Origin of the sequence: Gramella jeungdoensis (genome assembly GCF_023805255.1) — a bacterium.
In the GTDB taxonomy this organism is placed as follows: domain Bacteria; phylum Bacteroidota; class Bacteroidia; order Flavobacteriales; family Flavobacteriaceae; genus Christiangramia; species Christiangramia jeungdoensis.
In genome coordinates this window covers 221,732-238,489 of sequence record NZ_JAMSCK010000003.1, presented here as the reverse complement: position 1 = coordinate 238,489, position 16,758 = coordinate 221,732, and the positions used below count along the sequence as shown (strand labels likewise).

Annotated in this window: 19 protein-coding genes; 5 read left to right on the top strand and 14 right to left on the bottom strand. The window is 40.7% G+C overall.

The features are described from left to right. Positions 1-133: 133 nt before the first annotated feature. Positions 134-706, top strand: coding sequence for a hypothetical protein (locus NE848_RS08715; protein WP_252112543.1), 573 nt, complete (start codon positions 134-136; stop codon positions 704-706). A 2-nt stretch (positions 707-708) separates the two neighbouring features. Here the strand turns inward: NE848_RS08715 and NE848_RS08710 are convergent, their stop codons facing one another. After that, positions 709-1,515 (bottom strand): Rossmann-fold NAD(P)-binding domain-containing protein, encoded by an 807-nt coding sequence (locus tag NE848_RS08710; RefSeq protein ID WP_252112541.1) that lies wholly within the window; start codon positions 1,513-1,515, stop codon positions 709-711. Between the two features lies 1 nt (position 1,516). Further along, positions 1,517-3,838, bottom strand: a complete 2,322-nt coding sequence (locus NE848_RS08705; protein WP_252112539.1) for a M20/M25/M40 family metallo-hydrolase — start codon at positions 3,836-3,838, stop codon at positions 1,517-1,519. Positions 3,839-3,964: 126 nt separating this feature from the next. On the opposite strand from NE848_RS08705, the gene NE848_RS08700 reads away from it, so the two are divergent. After that, positions 3,965-4,432, top strand: a complete 468-nt coding sequence (locus NE848_RS08700) for a CBS domain-containing protein (RefSeq protein WP_252112537.1) — start codon at positions 3,965-3,967, stop codon at positions 4,430-4,432. Between the two features lies 1 nt (position 4,433). On the opposite strand, the gene NE848_RS08695 is transcribed toward NE848_RS08700, so the two are convergent. From NE848_RS08695 to NE848_RS08665, 7 genes are all read right to left on the bottom strand, one after another. Then, the gene (locus NE848_RS08695) at positions 4,434-4,754 is read right to left on the bottom strand and encodes a gamma-glutamylcyclotransferase family protein (RefSeq protein ID WP_252112535.1); all 321 of its coding nucleotides are present in this window, start codon (positions 4,752-4,754) and stop codon (positions 4,434-4,436) included. Positions 4,755-4,771: 17 nt separating this feature from the next. Further along, positions 4,772-5,203 carry a DUF4174 domain-containing protein gene (locus NE848_RS08690; RefSeq protein ID WP_252112533.1) on the bottom strand — a complete coding sequence of 144 codons (432 nt, stop codon included), beginning with the start codon at positions 5,201-5,203 and terminating at the stop codon, positions 4,772-4,774. 74 nt (positions 5,204-5,277) lie between these two features. Beyond that, on the bottom strand, positions 5,278-5,736 hold the full coding sequence (locus NE848_RS08685; protein ID WP_252112531.1) for a DUF2147 domain-containing protein: 459 nt from the start codon (positions 5,734-5,736) through the stop codon (positions 5,278-5,280). Positions 5,737-5,878: 142 nt separating this feature from the next. Further along, positions 5,879-6,229: a hypothetical protein gene (locus tag NE848_RS08680; RefSeq protein WP_252112529.1), complete on the bottom strand. Its 351-nt coding sequence runs from the start codon at positions 6,227-6,229 to the stop codon at positions 5,879-5,881. Positions 6,230-6,281: 52 nt separating this feature from the next. Beyond that, complete coding sequence (locus NE848_RS08675) at positions 6,282-6,683, bottom strand: hypothetical protein (protein WP_252112527.1); 402 nt, start codon at positions 6,681-6,683, stop codon at positions 6,282-6,284. 74 nt (positions 6,684-6,757) lie between these two features. Further along, positions 6,758-7,075 carry an antibiotic biosynthesis monooxygenase family protein gene (locus NE848_RS08670; protein WP_252112525.1) on the bottom strand — a complete coding sequence of 106 codons (318 nt, stop codon included), beginning with the start codon at positions 7,073-7,075 and terminating at the stop codon, positions 6,758-6,760. Then, on the bottom strand, positions 7,072-7,695 hold the full coding sequence (locus NE848_RS08665) for a class I SAM-dependent DNA methyltransferase (RefSeq protein WP_252112523.1): 624 nt from the start codon (positions 7,693-7,695) through the stop codon (positions 7,072-7,074). The genes NE848_RS08670 and NE848_RS08665 overlap by 4 nt, the downstream gene beginning before the upstream one ends. A gap of 215 nt (positions 7,696-7,910) precedes the next feature. Between NE848_RS08665 and NE848_RS08660 the strand changes: the two genes are divergently transcribed. Continuing rightward, entirely contained in the window at positions 7,911-8,243 is a 333-nt protein-coding gene (locus NE848_RS08660; RefSeq protein ID WP_252112521.1) for a single-stranded DNA-binding protein, read from the top strand. 60 nt (positions 8,244-8,303) lie between these two features. Here the strand turns inward: NE848_RS08660 and NE848_RS08655 are convergent, their stop codons facing one another. From NE848_RS08655 to metG, 4 genes are all read right to left on the bottom strand, one after another. After that, complete coding sequence (locus NE848_RS08655; RefSeq protein ID WP_252112519.1) at positions 8,304-10,073, bottom strand: sodium:solute symporter family protein; 1,770 nt, start codon at positions 10,071-10,073, stop codon at positions 8,304-8,306. A 26-nt stretch (positions 10,074-10,099) separates the two neighbouring features. Then, the gene (locus NE848_RS08650; protein WP_252112517.1) at positions 10,100-10,357 is read right to left on the bottom strand and encodes a DUF4212 domain-containing protein; all 258 of its coding nucleotides are present in this window, start codon (positions 10,355-10,357) and stop codon (positions 10,100-10,102) included. 92 nt (positions 10,358-10,449) lie between these two features. Next, entirely contained in the window at positions 10,450-11,352 is a 903-nt protein-coding gene (locus NE848_RS08645; protein ID WP_252112515.1) for a histone deacetylase family protein, read from the bottom strand. Between the two features lie 45 nt (positions 11,353-11,397). Continuing rightward, positions 11,398-13,473, bottom strand: a complete 2,076-nt coding sequence (gene metG, locus NE848_RS08640; RefSeq protein ID WP_252112513.1) for a methionine--tRNA ligase — start codon at positions 13,471-13,473, stop codon at positions 11,398-11,400. A 122-nt stretch (positions 13,474-13,595) separates the two neighbouring features. On the opposite strand from metG, the gene NE848_RS08635 reads away from it, so the two are divergent. Continuing rightward, on the top strand, positions 13,596-14,177 hold the full coding sequence (locus tag NE848_RS08635; protein ID WP_252112511.1) for a hypothetical protein: 582 nt from the start codon (positions 13,596-13,598) through the stop codon (positions 14,175-14,177). Between the two features lie 12 nt (positions 14,178-14,189). After that, entirely contained in the window at positions 14,190-14,549 is a 360-nt protein-coding gene (locus NE848_RS08630; protein WP_131397127.1) for a YraN family protein, read from the top strand. A gap of 128 nt (positions 14,550-14,677) precedes the next feature. On the opposite strand, the gene NE848_RS08625 is transcribed toward NE848_RS08630, so the two are convergent. Further along, positions 14,678-16,744: a M13 family metallopeptidase gene (locus tag NE848_RS08625; RefSeq protein WP_252112509.1), complete on the bottom strand. Its 2,067-nt coding sequence runs from the start codon at positions 16,742-16,744 to the stop codon at positions 14,678-14,680. Positions 16,745-16,758: the final 14 nt, after the last annotated feature.

The following is a 16,758-nucleotide window of genomic DNA, read 5'->3' as shown; positions in this document are numbered from 1 at the left end:
TGTCAGCCCCACTTGGGGCTGATTTTTTATTTCTTTTATCGAAAAAATTTATAAAACATTGATAATCAACACTTAAAGTTTTATCTTAATATACTTAAGACCCTGCAGTTTGTTCAATCTAAACTTCGGGGTCATGTATTTTTATCTTAGATTATCCGTCCTTTTTATACTCTTTGTCATCTTTTTATCCTGCGAGGCAGACGAAGTTGAAGAATTTATCGAAGAGCCTGGAATAGAGGTTGCCGATGAGCCATTCATATTAATAGAAGAGTACTTTAGAGCAAAAATTGACGAGGAAGACTGGCTAGTAGAAAACCAGAGATCTGAGTTTCTTAACCACGAGGTGGAGGCCGAAATTTATACCTGGATTGATAAAGATAAAAATACATTCTCTGCATTGAAAGTTAGAGCTTCGATAGAAGAAGGTGGAAAGAATATGCAGGCTATGGGCGGTTTTATACAAAAATATTACGGTCCGGGGATCTATTATATTGGAACTAGTAGGAATCACAACTATTGCCACTATTTTGAACACGGGGTTTCATGGAATTCGGATGCCTACCGCTCTGATATAGGAACCATAAAAATTATTTTAGATTCGGGGTATCACATTGAAGGGATAATGAATTACCGTGCTTTCAATGCAAATGATCCGTCGAAGTCTAAGCTAATAAATGCAGAGTTTAGTGTCTACTATAAAGAATAAATTTAAGCTATTGGATTATTAAATTTAAAACCTAATTCTTTTATGATCTTCTCCGAACTTATCTTTTTCCCCTTTGATGTTTTGGAATGTTCAAATTCTGGTTTCGGTAGCTCTTTTTCTGAAGCGACTTTTGAATAATAGTCTTTTTTTGACGGATGTTCAGGGTAAACCACATTCCAGACCGAATTATCCTTTTGTTTTTCCATCAATATGAGAATGGCCGAGATACAGTCTTCCTGGTGAACCAGGTTTACAGGTGCATCCGGATTTTTGACATTCTTTCGGCCAGAAAGATGTTTTATTGGGTGTCTTTTACTTCCGATTAAACCTCCAAATCTTAAAACAGAGGCGTCAAAGTTCTCATTGTTCAAAAAAAGCAGCTCAGTATTTCGAAGCTGTATTGCAGTATTGTTCGAATTATCTGTTTTATCTTCTTCCGTATATATAGGGAAGTCTTCCATATCCTGGTAAACCGAGGTTGAACTTGTAAAGATCACTTTTTGCACATAAGCTTTTTCAATATAGGGGATGAGATTCCTGATCTTCTTTACAAAATCGATTTCAGGGTTTTTCCGGAGTCCCGGTGGAATATCTACAATAAGAACGTTAACTCCAGAAAGAAAAGACCTGATATCTCCCTGTACGCCTTTTTCGTATAGTTTTATCGAGTAAGGGATGAGCCCCGCGGTTCTTAACTCTCCCATTCTTTCCATCCTGGTCACTGAGCCTTTTACTTCATGATTCTGTTTTCTTAGTCTTTTTCCCAACTCCAGTCCAAGCCATCCACATCCCAGTATTGCAATTTTCATCCTAGTTTTTTAAGTGTATTGTTTTCTTTAAAATTGTCGCATCGTTAAGAATAAAAGGTTTCGGGATCATTCCATCCGGTCTTTCCTCAACCTTCAAATCCTTATTCCCAATAAGGTCGTATGCCGACTCGTAAAGTACAAATTCTGGTTCGTCTTCCCCGTCTATACTGAATTCAATTCTCAGGGTATCCTGATTGGCAGCATAATAGGTGAGGAGTCTTTCTTTCCATCGCCTTTTGAACATATGAAATGCGTTCTCCCCGAGATAAATATCATCAGCTTCAAGCCCGTTTACTTTGAATTCCTTAAAATCAACATCTTTTGTTTCATATAGTTCTATCCTGTTGATCTGCCTGTTCGGAGCTATCTTAAGGGAGTATAACCGATTTTGAAGACTGTCTATGCCTTTCTTTTCCAGGATTACTCCCGGTTCGGGAATGGCGATCAAAGGAGCTTCGTTTCTATATTTGAAAGCACTTCCGTATTTACTACTAAAATTGGATTCGGTATTCGATCTCTCAATTGGATCCTGACCAAAAATCTCAGCGGTCCAATCATCAATCATTTGGTCATAGGAATACCAGGTCGCCTTATTTTTATCCACGTCTTTAAGATAAACGAGGCTGTTCGGTTTTGGCCGTTCCGCATTGAAATCGGAATAAAAGTGAGCGGTAAAGATCAGCACGTTGAAGGTCAGAAAACAAAGCACCGCGAAGGATTTCAGTTTTCTGAAATAAGTGAAAACAGGGATAAATAAAAAGAATAGCAGGCATGTCAGAATCGCGGTGACAAAGAGCATTTTTAAGCCCAGGGCTACTGGAAGACTCCAAATAAAGGGCAGAAGAATGAATATTGCCGGACCCGATAACAGGGCCATCAACAACCTGTTAGGTTTCTTCTGTCTTATCATTATAAAAAGCTGAAGCAGGCCAAAATATACAGGGATTATGAAATAGGAAGCACCCTTTAAATAAACCGCGATAAGCGAACAGATGAAAAGCCAGGTAAAAAGAGGAGCTATAAAAACAGAAGCTGCTTTTGTCTTTTTTCTAAAGGCATGATACAGCATAAAACTTACCGAAAGAGCTAGGAAAATAGAAACCGCTATGTATATATATCCATTGTAAGTGAAACCCTGTTCCATTTCAGGATATTCAGGATAGATATAAAGACAGAACTTCCAGAAGGCCCACATAATTAATCCGGAGACAACAAGGTTTAAAATGAGAGGAAGAAACCCCTGAAATATGTCTTTTAACCGAAGTCTTTCTTTTTTGAACCCATAAACTATCAGCCCTAGAAAAATAATAATGGCCAGTACAAGCATTGGCATTATCCAGTCAAAAGGATATGTGAAAAATTCACCGAATGGCAGGCTGAAATAAATAAGATCCCGGTCACTGGTTAAATTATTAAGATCCTTGTCGCTGAAGTAACCAAGAAGGGGCATTAGATAACTTCCCTGATGCGCGAGCGTTTCCATATCCAGGTTTTTAGGAATATCGGTCGCCGTGTGATAATCATAATGGTCGTCTATAAATGCGAAATTATAGCCATTGATATTGGCCTGCTCTCTGAGTACCGTTAGATCGGTGTCATTGGGCAGCATTTTATAGATGCTGTAGGCGAGGGAATTTGTTACGGGATAAGCGGGACCTGCTTCTTTAAAGGCTTCGATAAGCCGCGCATTTTTTCCATTAGTCTCTAATAGCATAAACGGATTCCCTCCGCTTCCCCTGGCTTCAAAATTAAGAGCGAGTTTTGCATCTTTCGCCCAGGGATGATCCTCAATAAAGAGAGCTGCACCGTTCAGTCCAAGTTCTTCAGCATCGGTAAAAAGTAGAATGATATCGTTCTTGTGAGAAGAATTCTTTTCCCTGAAGGCTCTTATTCCTTCAAGAATAGTTGCCACCCCACTACCGGCATCGCTGGCGCCCAAAGAAGAATGCGTAGCGCTGTCGTAATGGCTCATAAGCACTAAAGCATCTCCATTGCCTGAACCTTTCATCCTTGCCAGAATATTTTGAGGCTTTGCCAGCACACCTTCTTCATTCAGGTTATAGGCCTCCTGTGTTTGTACTTCCAGCCCCATTTCCTGTAACTGCTCAACGATGTAATTCCTTACCTTGCTATGAGCAGGACTCCCCACATAATGTGGTTTCTGCGCTATAGCCTTAACATGTTCAAAGGCGCGGACTGTGGAAAATTCTGTTTGAGATTTATTTGCATCGGGGTCGAATTCTGGCTGATCAAAATTGAAATTAAGCCATACCATAATAATTATCAGAAGGAAGGCGAATAAGCCGGTAAACTTGTTATTCATGCAATTAGGTTCAGAAATCTTAAAGTTAACCAAGTTTTTTGATTATTCCTGCTATCAAAATAAGCAAGCTTAGTATAAACTAAAAATTAGTATATTTAAGTAATTAAGAATCAAAAGCTTTAAATAATGGGAATCAAAAGTTTCATGGGAAAAAGAGCAGAGCCTGAAAAGCCTGCCGAAGTACCGATTTTAGTAAGGGATTATATGACTTCAGACCTGGTGACCTTCAGGGAGAATGAAAATATCATGGATGTGATGGAAAAACTCATCAAGCATGGTATTTCCGGAGGTTGTGTTGTAAATGAAAAGAACGAATTGCTGGGGATAATCTCTGAAGGTGACTGCATGAAACAAATCTCAGACAGCCGCTATTATAATATGCCCATGGCCGATCTTACGGTGGGTAAACGAATGAACTGTAAGGTGGAAACCATTGACGGGAATATGAATGTGATGGATGCCGCCAAAAAGTTTATAGAGTTGAAATTTAGGAGATTTCCAATTGTGGAGAATGGGAAACTTATAGGGCAAATAAGTCAGAGAGACGTATTGTATGCCGCTTTAAAACTTAAAGGTCAAAACTGGCATCACTGATTTAACTTTTGGCCACGTATACCCAGGCCGTAATTCCAGATTCCAGATTAAGTTTCTTACGTAAATATGAATTACCCTCATATCGGTCAGCCTTTATAAGCTCTTCTCGATCTAGTTGAAGCAATGTGCCCTGCACGATGTTTTTTTGGTCTGCTGAAGATTTTATGGCCGGGTAGAAAATTCCTGAGGGATTATCAGGGATTCTTATACGATATTTTTCATAGCCTGAAAGGAGATCATCTTTGCCATCTACAGATCTACCAAACAACTTTTGCTGAATTCTTTTATCCTGCAATGTCCCGTATACGAACAAATGTTCCATGATCCATTATTTCAGCTCTAATAATTATTTCTTTTTATTTCGGCCTGGCGTATAGGCATGGAATCTATAAGATTAAAAAGATACCTGGCCTCAAGAAGTTCCCTCTGCCTTAATTTTACACTACCATCCAGGCCAATCAGGATCACTTCAAAGTCTGAATCCTTATCCAGCATTTCATTATGGATTTCCATATTTTCTATCCATTCAGAGTCTACAGGCAGGCTTCTCCTGAACTTCCCCGGTGTGGAGTGCAGAAGCACGAGCTTTCTTTCTTCAAAGCCTTTCATATCAGCTATTAGTTCCTTTCTCTGAGCTTCGAATTTTTCAGAGTTAGCAGAATCGGTAAAAACCACCACGGCTCTATTTTCCCATTTATAATCCGCAGGGTTTTGGGACCACATCATATAAAAGCTGAACAGGCAAACTAAAACAGGCAATATCCTTTTCATGGCCGAAATATAGAAAGCCTAAACCATTGATTGTCTGAAAGAAATGCTAATTTCTCTTTATATGAACATAAAGTTTACTCGGCCCTTGTCCAAACCATTTTGCGTCCCATTAGTGAGAAACCTATGTAACCGATTATCTCGAGTTCTCCATTCTCTTGTAATTTCATATTACAAGCATAAGTTTTTCCTTTTTCCGGGTCATATATTTCCCCATCTTCCCATTCACTACCACCCGTGTACTCAAAACCACTCATTAAATGAATTCCCATCACGGGCCTGCTTCGTAGTTCCACATCCGGATTTTTCCTATCTAACCTTGGTTTTCCAGCTTCGTCTGTGGGTTCTTCAAGCCATACAATTTTTCCGCAATATTCATTCTTTACATCCTTGCATTTGTAGATTTCCACTTTTGCTGATTTATCTGAATTATACCATAATCCCAGGATAGTTTTTTCCTCATTTTGAGCTAGGACAGGAAGGCTTACAAAAATCAAAAACCCTGTAGTTAAGAATTGGGTGATAAACGGTTTCATATGTGTAGATTATTGAAGTTTTCTGGCTATGGTAGATTCTTTCGGCAATCATTAAAATTAAAACTGCGGGTTAAACTAGTAAAAATGAACTTAGCACACATACCATTTTCGGGGTATTTTATAACTGTATCGTTTAAAAAAACTATTGATTTTTCCTTACCAGAGCATAATAATCATTATCCAGTTTAAGATAACCCTGGTCATATACAAAGAAATACTGGTTGCCAGTCTTTGTAGTATAGATGCTGGTGAAGTGTTCAAAATCAAATCCGCGGGAAAGCAGTTTACTTTTATTAACAGAGGTTTTACCTGTGGGGTTCAGACTCTCCAGGATTCGGTGATTTCGCCGAAGTAGATTATTTATATTCCTAACAAGGTTTGATGTTTCCTTATTAGCCTTATTATGATGGGAATTGCGGCAATAGTCACTACAGAATTTCTTATCGGTTCTGCCTATTATTTTCTCTCCGCATTCCAGACAGGTTTTTTCCATTCTTAAATATAAATAAAAAATGGAATTAATGTTTTAAGATCAGATCTTAGGGCTATTCAGTCACTTCAATATTGATGGTGGTCAATTCGGAAGTGGAAGACCGGAAATTCAGTTGATAAACTCCTGCAGATTCGGGAGTGAATTCATAGCTTTGAGTGTCTTCTATGATTGCCTGGCCGCAGGTACAGCCAAAGTAACTCACTAAAACTTTAATGATCTTTCCTTCTTCGGTAGAACTCTCCTTAAATTCTGCAAAGCTCCCACAGGTGTTTTTCATAGAAAATGTGACTTCTATCGAGACTACCTCGCCAACTTTAGCAGTTTCTGGTGCCTCCACCTCATTGATAATAGCTGCCTCGCCGGTAATACAATCTACTTCCACATCGTCTTCATTACAGGAAGTGTTCATCGTTATAAATAGGAAAGCAAAAAATAGATTTAGGTAAGTTCTCATTTTATTTTTTTATCTGGATGATCAGGTTCTTTTTAATGAGATGACTAAAATGGGAAATGGTTGCGTACTAATTTTTAGATCGAAAAATTATAGTCCCTTTCTACTTTGGCAATCCGGATTTTATAAGCCTTATACCAGTCTTTTTTGCCTAACTTCTGGGCTATAAGATGTTCTGAATTGGCCTTCCAGTTTTTAATGCTTCCCAGGTCTTTCCAGTAGGAAATGCTTATTCCCAGTTCTTCCCTGGCCGATTCGAAACCAAGATAACCAGGCTGTTCTTTAGCAAGTTCTTCCATTTTTACGGCCATTTCGTGATAGCCAATATCTGCTTCTTTTTTTATGGAAGTGAAGATCACGGCATAATAAGGCGGGCGGGGTGTATTTGCGATCATTTTTTATGAAATAGAAAGCTTATTAATCTTGGTGTTTCACGCAGGTCTTCATCGAACCATTCATTTAGTTTTTCAAGTTCAAATCCTGCATCGTTGGCAGCTGATATGAATTCCGAAATATGGTGGGTATAGGTTTCTAGCTCGATTTTTCCATTTGTGCTTTCAAACCTTGCTTTAGTGCCTTTATATTGCTTAAAGGGATGTAATTCAGAAACAAAAAAATAACTGTGATGTTCCAGGTTGGAAAAGGCCTTTTCAAACACGGGTTTGAGCTCCTCAACATGTTCAAGGATAAGGTTGCAGGTAACAAGATCGTATTTTACTGAAGTCCAGTCCCAGTCTTTTATGATATCTGCTTTTTGGAATCTCACCTTCGAGTCAGTGACCTTTTCTTTCGCTATTTCCAGCATCTTTTCTGAAAAGTCTACTGCGAGTATTTCATCAGCATGTTTGCTGAGCCATTGGGTGTTTTTCCCCGTTCCGCAGCCAAGTTCAAGAACTTTACTAAAGGGAATATCTTTCAGAATGTTCTTTGTGACCATTTCGTCAAGATCCCGGGTTCTGTTCTTGTTGGTGTCGTACTGCCCGGACCATTCATCATATGCCTTATCAATGCTCATAGTCGCGCGATTATAGAGCCGTGAATTTAGTGAATATTTATGTAAAAATTGGATTCCGGAATTCACTGTGAAGGATGCTTTATCCGTTTACAAACGTTTACAAACGCAAGTAAACGTAAACAAATATTTTGTATACGAGTCTCATATTATTGCTGTTGCATATTTGTCTCGCTGAATTGAACTAATGATTTTCAGCTTCAAAAAATTCTATAGTTATGCGCACTTTAAGAAACTCAGTACAATTGATCGGGCATGTAGGTAATGAGCCTGAAATCGTAAATCTTGAATCTGGAAAGAAACTGGCGAAATTTTCAATTGCCACCAATGAGAGTTATAAGAACTCTAAAGGAGAGAAGATCACCGATACTCAATGGCACCATATCGTCGCCTGGGGTAAGACCGCCGAGTTAATAGAAAATTATGTTCCGAAAGGGAAGGAAGTTGGGATTGAAGGAAAACTCACCAGCAGGAGTTATGAGGATAAGGACGGGAATAAACGTTACATCACCGAAGTTATATGCAATGAGTTGTTGCTCCTGGGTAAATGATGAACCTGATGTGATTGATTGGAAGAGCCCTTCGGTTAAGACCAAGGGCTCTTTTATTTTTTAATGATCAGAAGCTTTTCCTGCTCCGGAAGGGATACGTATATCTTCCACGATGTTTTGGACATCTTCAGGAGGTGCAACTGTGAGTCTGGATACAATAACAGAGGTAATAATATTTAATGTCATTGCGATCACTCCAAATCCTTCTGGAGATGTCCCAAACCACCATTCGGAAGGGGGGAGTGGCTCCAGCCAGAAAAATCCCGTCTTAAATCTTATCATATAAAATAACATCAGGCTAATTCCTACTATCATTCCGCTGATAGCTCCTTCCTTGTTCATCCTTTTATCAAAAATACCCAGAACAATGGCGGGGAAAAAAGAGGCGGCAGCAAGGCCAAAGGCCAGGGCGACCACGGCCGCGACAAAGCCGGGAGGATAGATCCCAAACAGGCCGGCCACCAATACCGCTGCCAGTATGCTCAACCGGGCGGCCAATAATTCCTGTTTATCGGAAATGTCCGGTTTCAATTGTCTTTTCAAAAGATCGTGAGAGATAGAAGTGGAGATCACCAATAATAAACCGGCTGCTGTAGACAGAGCAGCCGCCAGTCCACCGGCAGCCACCAGGGCGATCACCCAGTTAGGGAGATTCGCTATTTCAGGATTGGCAAGCACCATGATATCACGGTCTACATAAAGTTCATTGCCGTAAGCTGTTGGATTTGAAACCAGTCTCTCACCATTCTCTCCCCTGGATTCCTTAAACTCCGGTTTTCCGTTCACCGCATCAGAATTTGAATATTGGATTTTACCATCATTGTTTTTATCTGTCCAGGAAATGAGCCCGGTATTTTCCCAGTTCTTGAACCAAGGGGGCATGGCCGCATATGCTTTATTCTGAACTGTCTCGATCAAATTGGTTCTTGCAAAGACCGAAACCGCCGGTGCAGTGGTATATAGTACGGCGATTAGCAGAAGTGCATAACCCGCTGACTTTCTGGCATCCTTTACTTTTGGAACGGTAAAGAAACGAACAATTACATGGGGTAATCCTGATGTTCCGGCCATCAGTGCCAGTGTGATGGCGAAGACATCCCAGGTAGATTTAGATCCGTCAGTATACTCTTTAAACCCAAGCTGAGTATGCAGGTTATCAAGTTTGTCGAGAAGATAAGTGCCGTCTTCCAGCTGTGATCCCATTCCTAGCTGGGGAATCGGGTTTCCTGTCATTTGGATGGAAATAAAAATGGCGGGAACCATAAAGGCAAATATTAAAACACAGTACTGCGCAACCTGGGTATAAGTGATCCCCTTCATACCTCCCAGAAAAGCAAAGACCAGTACTACTGCCATTCCGATAATCACCCCGTAGGTGATCTCCACCTGCAGGAACTGGGAGAAAACGATTCCAACCCCTCTCATCTGGCCTGCCACATAAGTGAAAGAAACAATGAGGGCGCAGATGATGGCTACTGTCCTTGCCGTATTGGAATAGTAACGATCACCAATAAAATCAGGAACGGTAAATTTTCCGAATTTTCGGAGATAGGGAGCCAGTAAGAGAGCCAGCAAGACATAACCTCCGGTCCAGCCCATAAGGTATACAGATCCGTCATAGCCTATAAATGAAATAATCCCGGCCATGGAAATAAAGGATGCCGCACTCATCCAGTCGGCCGCGGTTGCCATACCATTTGCAAGAGGGGATACACCGCTTCCCGCAACATAAAAATCCTGAGTTGAAGAGGCTCGTGCCCAGATGGCTATTCCAAAATATAGTGCAAAGCTTAATCCGACCAGAATCCAGGTCCATAATTGTACATCCATAAAATGAGGCTTAACGGGTAACGTATTTATTCACTATATCCATATTTTTTATCCAGTTTGTTCATGAGATGGATATAGATAAAAATCAAAATCACGAAAACATAAATAGAGCCCTGCTGGGCAAACCAGAATCCAAGTTTAAAACCACCGAGGTGAAACTGGTTAAGAAAATCCTTGAACAGAATGCCGGCTCCAAAGGAAACGGCAAACCAGACAGAAAGAAGAATTAAAAGATATTTCAGGTTGGCTTTCCAGTAAGCCCTGGCATTTGATCGTGATTCCATTCGTAAAAAATAAATGTAATTGTTACGAATATAGCAGTAATTTTATTAAAAGTTTATACTTGAAGTAAATCTTCGTTAAAAAAGTAAATAACTTAAAAATAGATCTCTTGTGCCAGTCGGTAAGTATTTGCGTGGGCTTCAATAATAAGCCTGATGTCTTTGGAGTAGCCGCCCCCCATGCTGCATTCAACCGCGATACCTTGCTCGTAACAGGTATTCAATACGAATTTATCCCGTGCTTTGCATCCTGAAATTGTACAGGAAAGTCTCCCAAGTTTATCGGTCTCTAGAATATCCACACCGCTCAGGTAGAAAATAAAATCTGGTTTAACTTCTTCAATCAATTCAGGGAGTACCGATCGTAGTTTTTTAAGATAAGTTTTGTCGTCAGTTCCATCCTTGAGTTCAATATCCAGATCGGAGCTTTCCTTTTTAAATGGATAATTGCCTTTGCCGTGCATGGAAAAAGTGAAAACCGAAGGATCATTCTGAAAGATTTCCGCAGTACCATTACCCTGATGAACGTCCAGATCTACGATAAGGATTTGTTTTGCCAGTTTCTGATTCTGAAGATATCTTGCTCCTATTGCCTGATCATTAAGCAAACAAAAAGCTTCGGCCCGGTTGGTGTACGCATGATGAGTTCCGCCGGCAATGTTCATCGCAATTCCGTGTTCAAGAGCATATTGGCAGGCTTTGATGGTTCCATCTGCGATGATCTGTTCACGATCTACAAGTTCTTGAGAAAGCGGGAAACCAGATTTTCTAATCTCTTTTCTATCCAGTTTTAAAGATTTTAGCCTTTCGTAATAGTTTTTTTCGTGAACCGAGAGTATGTAATCCTCTTTAGGGAAACCTGGTTTAAAGAAATTAGACTCTTTGCAGGTGCCTTCATATAAAAGCTGTTTAGGTAATAGCTCATATTTCTCCATCGGGAAACGATGACCTTGAGGGAGAGGATGTTTATAGATGGGATGGTATGCAATTTTTAGCATGAAGCAATAAACCTCACAGGTTTTTAAAACCTGTGAGGTTTACTTTTAATTTATTGTCGTTCCGTTATTCACATTTGTCTCATCTGGATTCACAAAAACAAGTTTTCCTTCAGAATTTTCGGTCATCAGGATCATTCCCTCGCTTTCCACACCGCGAAGTTTTCTTGGTGCAAGGTTAACAAGAACGGTAACTTTTTTTCCGAGTATATCCTCAGCTTTAAAATGCTCTGCAATCCCGGAAACAACGGTTCTTTTATCCAGGCCTGTATCTACTTTTAAAACCATTAGCTTCTTGGTTTTTGGCATTTTTTGCGCCTCGATAATGGTTCCGACGCGGAGATCCATTTTGGTGAAATCCTCAAAAGTAGCGGTATCTTTCTGTGGCTCGGCTTGATGATTTTCCATTTCGTTGGCGGTTTTGGTCGCTTTTAGTTTTTCAAGTTGTTTTTCAATCTGTTCGTCATCGATCTTGCTGAAAAGTAATTCAGCCTTTCCTATCTGGTGACCAGCAGAGATCAAAGCCTCTTTTGTTCCAATGATATCCCATTCCGGGGTATTTCCTGAATCTTCTTCAGTCTGGTTCAACATTCTTTTCAGTTTCTCTGAAGTGAATGGAAGAAAAGGTTCGCTTATAATAGAAAGTGCCGAGGCTAACTGAAGGGCCACATACATGATGGTTTTCACCCTTTCTTCATCGGTCTTGATTAGCTTCCATGGCTCTTCATCGGCCAGGTACTTGTTCCCAAGCCTGGCAAGATTCATCAATTCAGCCTGTGCCTCTCTGAAACGGTATTTTTCGATAGAGCTGGCGATCACAGATGGGTACGCTTTCAGTTCTTCGATGGTCTTCTTATCTACTTCTGAATACTCTCCCGGCTGAGGAACCACTCCGTTGTAATACTTATTGGTAAGGACCACTACACGATTGATGAAATTACCAAAAATGGCAACCAGTTCATTATTATTTCTGGCCTGGAAGTCCTTCCATGTAAAATCGTTATCCTTGGTTTCAGGAGCATTGGCCGTTAGTACATATCTCAAAACATCCTGTTGGTCAGGAAAATCTTCAAGATATTCATGTAACCAAACCGCCCAGTTTTTCGAAGTTGAAAGCTTCTTACCCTCCAGGTTCAAAAACTCATTGGCAGGAACATTTTCCGGAAGGATATAATCGCCGTGAGCCTTTAGCATGACCGGGAAAATGATACAGTGGAAAACAATATTGTCTTTCCCTATAAAATGAATAAGCTTTGTATTCTCATCTTTCCAATAAGGTTCCCAGTCTTTACCTTCCCTGGCCGCCCATTCTTTGGTAGAAGAGATATAACCAATAGGGGCATCGAACCATACATAAAGTACTTTTCCTTCACCTCCTTCAACGGGAACAGGAATTCCCCAGTCAAGATCTCTGGTTACGGCTCTGGGTCTGAGTCCGTCATCTATCCAGCTTTTCACCTGGCCATATACGTTGCTTTTCCAGTCAGCTTTATGCCCTTTAAGTATCCACTCTTTAAGCCAGTCTTCATACTGATCAAGCGGAAGAAACCAGTGTCTGGTCTCTTTCAAGGTAGGAACAGCTCCGGTTAATGTTGATTTTGGATTTATAAGGTCGGTAGCATTTAAAGAGGTTCCACAGCTTTCACACTGATCGCCGTATGCTTCTTCATTTCCACATTTCGGGCAGGTCCCGGTCACAAAACGATCGGCCAGGAATTGGCTCGCCTCCTCGTCGTATAATTGTTTCGTGGTTTCCTCAATGAATTTACCATCTTCAAACATCTTTTTAAAGAAAGCCGAAGCGGTTTCATGATGGGTCTTTCCGGAAGTACGTGAGTAATTATCAAAACTAACCCCGAATTCCTCAAAAGATTTCTTGATGATCGCATTGTATTTGTCCACAACATCCTGCGGACTAACACCCTCCTTTTTGGCTTTTATGGTAATCGGCACTCCATGTTCATCACTTCCGCAAACAAAAGCCACATCATGCCCCTGCATTCTAAGGAATCGGGAATAGATGTCGGCCGGCACATAAACTCCGGCAAGGTGTCCAATATGTATAGGCCCGTTTGTATAGGGTAAGGCCGCTGTGATCGTAAATCTCTGAGGATTTTTGTTCATTATCTGGTTTACTTTTTAAGAGCCGTAAAGTTAAGCAAAGGTGTGCTAATACGCGTTAAATTCTTGTAAAAGGCCAAAGCTATGAGCGAGAACTTTCTACTTTTACCTAAAACCTAATCGAAATGCGTAAGATTTTTATAATATCTGCAATACTTCTACTGGCTGCATGTAATAGTGCAAAAAAAGGAACTTCCGGTAGTACTGCCAAGTATACCATTGAAAATCTTGGGAAAATGGATGCTGAAGATCTGGAAAGAAATTATCCCGATGCCAATATAGAGGAAGGGACCGATCTTTTTGAAGAAGGAACCGATGAAAGGCCATATACGATTCTCTATCCGGGCACTCCAGATGAGCTTCATATTACCTGGCAGGATGAGGGGCGTACCAGGATCCATGATCTTCGCTATGCCGGCAATGGAAAATGGAAATCGGAAACCGGTGTAAAAATAGGCACTACTTATGACGAACTTACTAAACTTAATGCTAAGCCTGTATCCTTCTATGGCTTCGGTTGGGATTATAGCGGAGCAGTTGTATGGAATGGCGGCAAGCTGGAAAATAGTGGTTTGAGAGTTTTTCTTTCTCCACAGAGAGATCACCCAAATAAATTCTATGGAGATCATCTTATTGAGGCAACCCCGGAAGAGATAGAAGCACTGGACCTCCAGGTAGCATCAATTATGATAAACTATGCTATTTAATTAAGCGGATAGATGGCAGAGCATAATAAACTTGGGAAAAAAGGGGAAAATCTTGCTACCGAATACCTTCTACTGAAGGAGTATGAGATCCTGCAACGCAATTACCGGTATCAGAAGGCTGAAATAGATATCATTGCGCGAAGAGGAAATTTGCTTATAGCCGCTGAGGTGAAAACCAGAAGCACTCCTGAGTTTGGTAATCCGCAGGATTTTGTAAAACCAAAACAGATCAAACAGCTGGTTAAGGCCATGAATCATTTCGTTGAAGAAGAGGAGCTTGATGTGGATGTTCGTTTTGATATTATTGCCATTGTAAAGAATAAAGCCGGAACTAAGATTGAACATATCCAGGACGCCTTTCTGTATTTTTAAGCGTCTCTGGACTGACGGGATGAATTTTGATTAAAAAATGTCAGGTCGAGCGGAGGATAGAATCAATAAAGAATAAAAAAGACCGGCTATAAACCGGTCTTTTTTTATAAAATCCATTTTAATCTTCTTTACCAGATCCTTACTCGTTCTTCTGGTTTTATATACATAGGATCACCTTCTTCAATGGTAAAGGCTTCATACCAGGCATCGATATTCTGAAGCGGCACATAGGCCCTGTACATTCCAGGAGAATGTGGATCGGTCTTGATCCTGTTTTTCAAAGCTTCGTCCCTCATTTTTGTTCTCCATACGGTAGCCCAGGACAGGAAGAATCTTTGCTCCGGAGTGAATCCGTCAATTTTTCCAGGGTTTCCGTGTTCTGCGAGGTGGATCTGTAGTCCGTCATAAGCGGCGTTGACTCCACCTAGATCACCAATATTCTCTCCAAGTGTGAACTTTCCATTGATATAAACACTGTCAAGTACTTCAATATTGCTGTATTGATCTGCCAGGTCTCTGCCAAGACCTTCAAACTGTTCAAGGTCTTTGTCTGTCCACCAGTTGTTGAGGTTCCCTTCCGCGTCAAACCGGGCACCGCTATCATCAAAGCCGTGAGAGATCTCATGACCAATAACGGCTCCTATCCCGCCATAGTTCACAGCAGCATCGGCCTTGTAATCATAGAATGGAGGCTGTAAGATAGCTGCCGGGAACACGATCTCATTAAAACTCGGATTGTAATATGCATTCACGGTTTGAGGAGGCATGTACCACTCGGTCTTATCAACCGGCTGACCAAGATCCTCAAGATTTTCAGCTACTCTCCATTTTTGAGCGTTTAGCATATTCTGAAAATATGAACCTCCCTCTTCAGGTCCTTTCACCTCAAGATCGCTGTAATCTTTCCATTTGTCGGGATATCCAACTTTAACAGTAAAAGTGCTTAGTTTTTCCAGAGCTTTTTTCTTGGTATCCTCGCTCATCCAGCTAAGATCATTTATCCTTTTTTCATAAGCCTTTACAATATTAGCGATCATTTCCTGGGCTTTTTGCTTAGCCTCTGCCGGGAAATGCTCTTCCACATAAAGCTTTCCAAGGGCTTCCCCTATGGTGCGATTCACAGTAGCTAAAGCTCTTTCCTTTCTCGGGCGTTGCTCCTGTGCTCCCTGAAGGGTCTTGTCATAAAACTCCCAGTTCTTGTATTCTAGTTCGGTGGTTAGAGCCGGAGCCGCATCGTTAAATAGGTTCCATTTAAGGTAAGCTTTCCAGTCTTCTACTGAATTTTCAGCGATTATTTCCTGAAGAGCTTTCATGTATTCCGGCTGCGAAACAATTATCGTATCCAGATCTTTGGTACCTATTCCTTCAAAATATTCTTTCCATTGCATGGATGGAACGGTGTTTTGAAGTTCTGCCACCGTCATTGGGTTATAGGTTTTTCTGGCATCCCTTCTGTCTACCTTATCCAGCTGAGGTTCTGCAAGGCTGGTCTCAAAAGCAAGGATCGTTTCAGCTTCCTTTTTAGCTTCTTCTTCAGAATAGTCAAGATACTGAAGCATTTCAGCGATATATGCCTTATACTTTTCTCTTTTTTCCTTTGAATCTGAATCGTCCCCTACATAATAATCCCTGTCTGGCAAACCTAATCCTGACGGGTATAGATAAGCCGCGTTCATGTTGCTGTTTTTTCTATCGGCGCGAACTCCAAAACCAAAGAAGCCGGCGCTGCCATATTCGCTCATTTCAACAAGGAAGCTCTGAAGGTCTTCTTTGGTCTCGATAGCATCAATTTTTGCCAGGTAAGGTTTTACAGGCTCAATTCCCTGCTCGTTACGTGTTACAGTATCCATGATACTTTTATAAAGATAAACCGCCTTGGCCTGGTCACTTGAGGCATCAAGACTCTCACTTTTTGAAACACCTTCAAGAAGCGCCAATGCATCTTCATCGGTTCTTTGTCTTAATTCCTGAAAACTTCCCCAGCTAGTTCTGTCGCTGGGAATTTCGGTAGAATCCAACCAGGTACCATTAACATATCTGAAGAAGTTCTCCTGCGGACTCGTAGTAGTGTCCATATAGGCCAGATTGATACCATGTACTTCTTCTTTTTCAATTTTCTTATCATCATCGCCACAGGCAGATAAAAACCCCAATCCGACAAGGGATAAGATCACTAAACTATTTATTTTCTTCATTTTTTTTAAATAAG

What these genes read in the sequence shown, in the direction of transcription:
- NE848_RS08715 (WP_252112543.1), top strand. Translation starts at nt 134, where the DNA reads ATGTATTTTTATCTTAGATTATCCGTCCTTTTTATACTCTTTGTCATC.
- NE848_RS08710 (WP_252112541.1), bottom strand. Translation starts at nt 1,515, where the DNA reads ATGAAAATTGCAATACTGGGATGTGGATGGCTTGGACTGGAGTTGGGA.
- NE848_RS08705 (WP_252112539.1), bottom strand. Translation starts at nt 3,838, where the DNA reads ATGAATAACAAGTTTACCGGCTTATTCGCCTTCCTTCTGATAATTATT.
- NE848_RS08700 (WP_252112537.1), top strand. Translation starts at nt 3,965, where the DNA reads ATGGGAATCAAAAGTTTCATGGGAAAAAGAGCAGAGCCTGAAAAGCCT.
- NE848_RS08695 (WP_252112535.1), bottom strand. Translation starts at nt 4,754, where the DNA reads ATGGAACATTTGTTCGTATACGGGACATTGCAGGATAAAAGAATTCAG.
- NE848_RS08690 (WP_252112533.1), bottom strand. Translation starts at nt 5,203, where the DNA reads ATGAAAAGGATATTGCCTGTTTTAGTTTGCCTGTTCAGCTTTTATATG.
- NE848_RS08685 (WP_252112531.1), bottom strand. Translation starts at nt 5,736, where the DNA reads ATGAAACCGTTTATCACCCAATTCTTAACTACAGGGTTTTTGATTTTT.
- NE848_RS08680 (WP_252112529.1), bottom strand. Translation starts at nt 6,229, where the DNA reads ATGGAAAAAACCTGTCTGGAATGCGGAGAGAAAATAATAGGCAGAACC.
- NE848_RS08675 (WP_252112527.1), bottom strand. Translation starts at nt 6,683, where the DNA reads ATGAGAACTTACCTAAATCTATTTTTTGCTTTCCTATTTATAACGATG.
- NE848_RS08670 (WP_252112525.1), bottom strand. Translation starts at nt 7,075, where the DNA reads ATGATCGCAAATACACCCCGCCCGCCTTATTATGCCGTGATCTTCACT.
- NE848_RS08665 (WP_252112523.1), bottom strand. Translation starts at nt 7,695, where the DNA reads ATGAGCATTGATAAGGCATATGATGAATGGTCCGGGCAGTACGACACC.
- NE848_RS08660 (WP_252112521.1), top strand. Translation starts at nt 7,911, where the DNA reads ATGCGCACTTTAAGAAACTCAGTACAATTGATCGGGCATGTAGGTAAT.
- NE848_RS08655 (WP_252112519.1), bottom strand. Translation starts at nt 10,073, where the DNA reads ATGGATGTACAATTATGGACCTGGATTCTGGTCGGATTAAGCTTTGCA.
- NE848_RS08650 (WP_252112517.1), bottom strand. Translation starts at nt 10,357, where the DNA reads ATGGAATCACGATCAAATGCCAGGGCTTACTGGAAAGCCAACCTGAAA.
- NE848_RS08645 (WP_252112515.1), bottom strand. Translation starts at nt 11,352, where the DNA reads ATGCTAAAAATTGCATACCATCCCATCTATAAACATCCTCTCCCTCAA.
- metG (WP_252112513.1), bottom strand. Translation starts at nt 13,473, where the DNA reads ATGAACAAAAATCCTCAGAGATTTACGATCACAGCGGCCTTACCCTAT.
- NE848_RS08635 (WP_252112511.1), top strand. Translation starts at nt 13,596, where the DNA reads ATGCGTAAGATTTTTATAATATCTGCAATACTTCTACTGGCTGCATGT.
- NE848_RS08630 (WP_131397127.1), top strand. Translation starts at nt 14,190, where the DNA reads ATGGCAGAGCATAATAAACTTGGGAAAAAAGGGGAAAATCTTGCTACC.
- NE848_RS08625 (WP_252112509.1), bottom strand. Translation starts at nt 16,744, where the DNA reads ATGAAGAAAATAAATAGTTTAGTGATCTTATCCCTTGTCGGATTGGGG.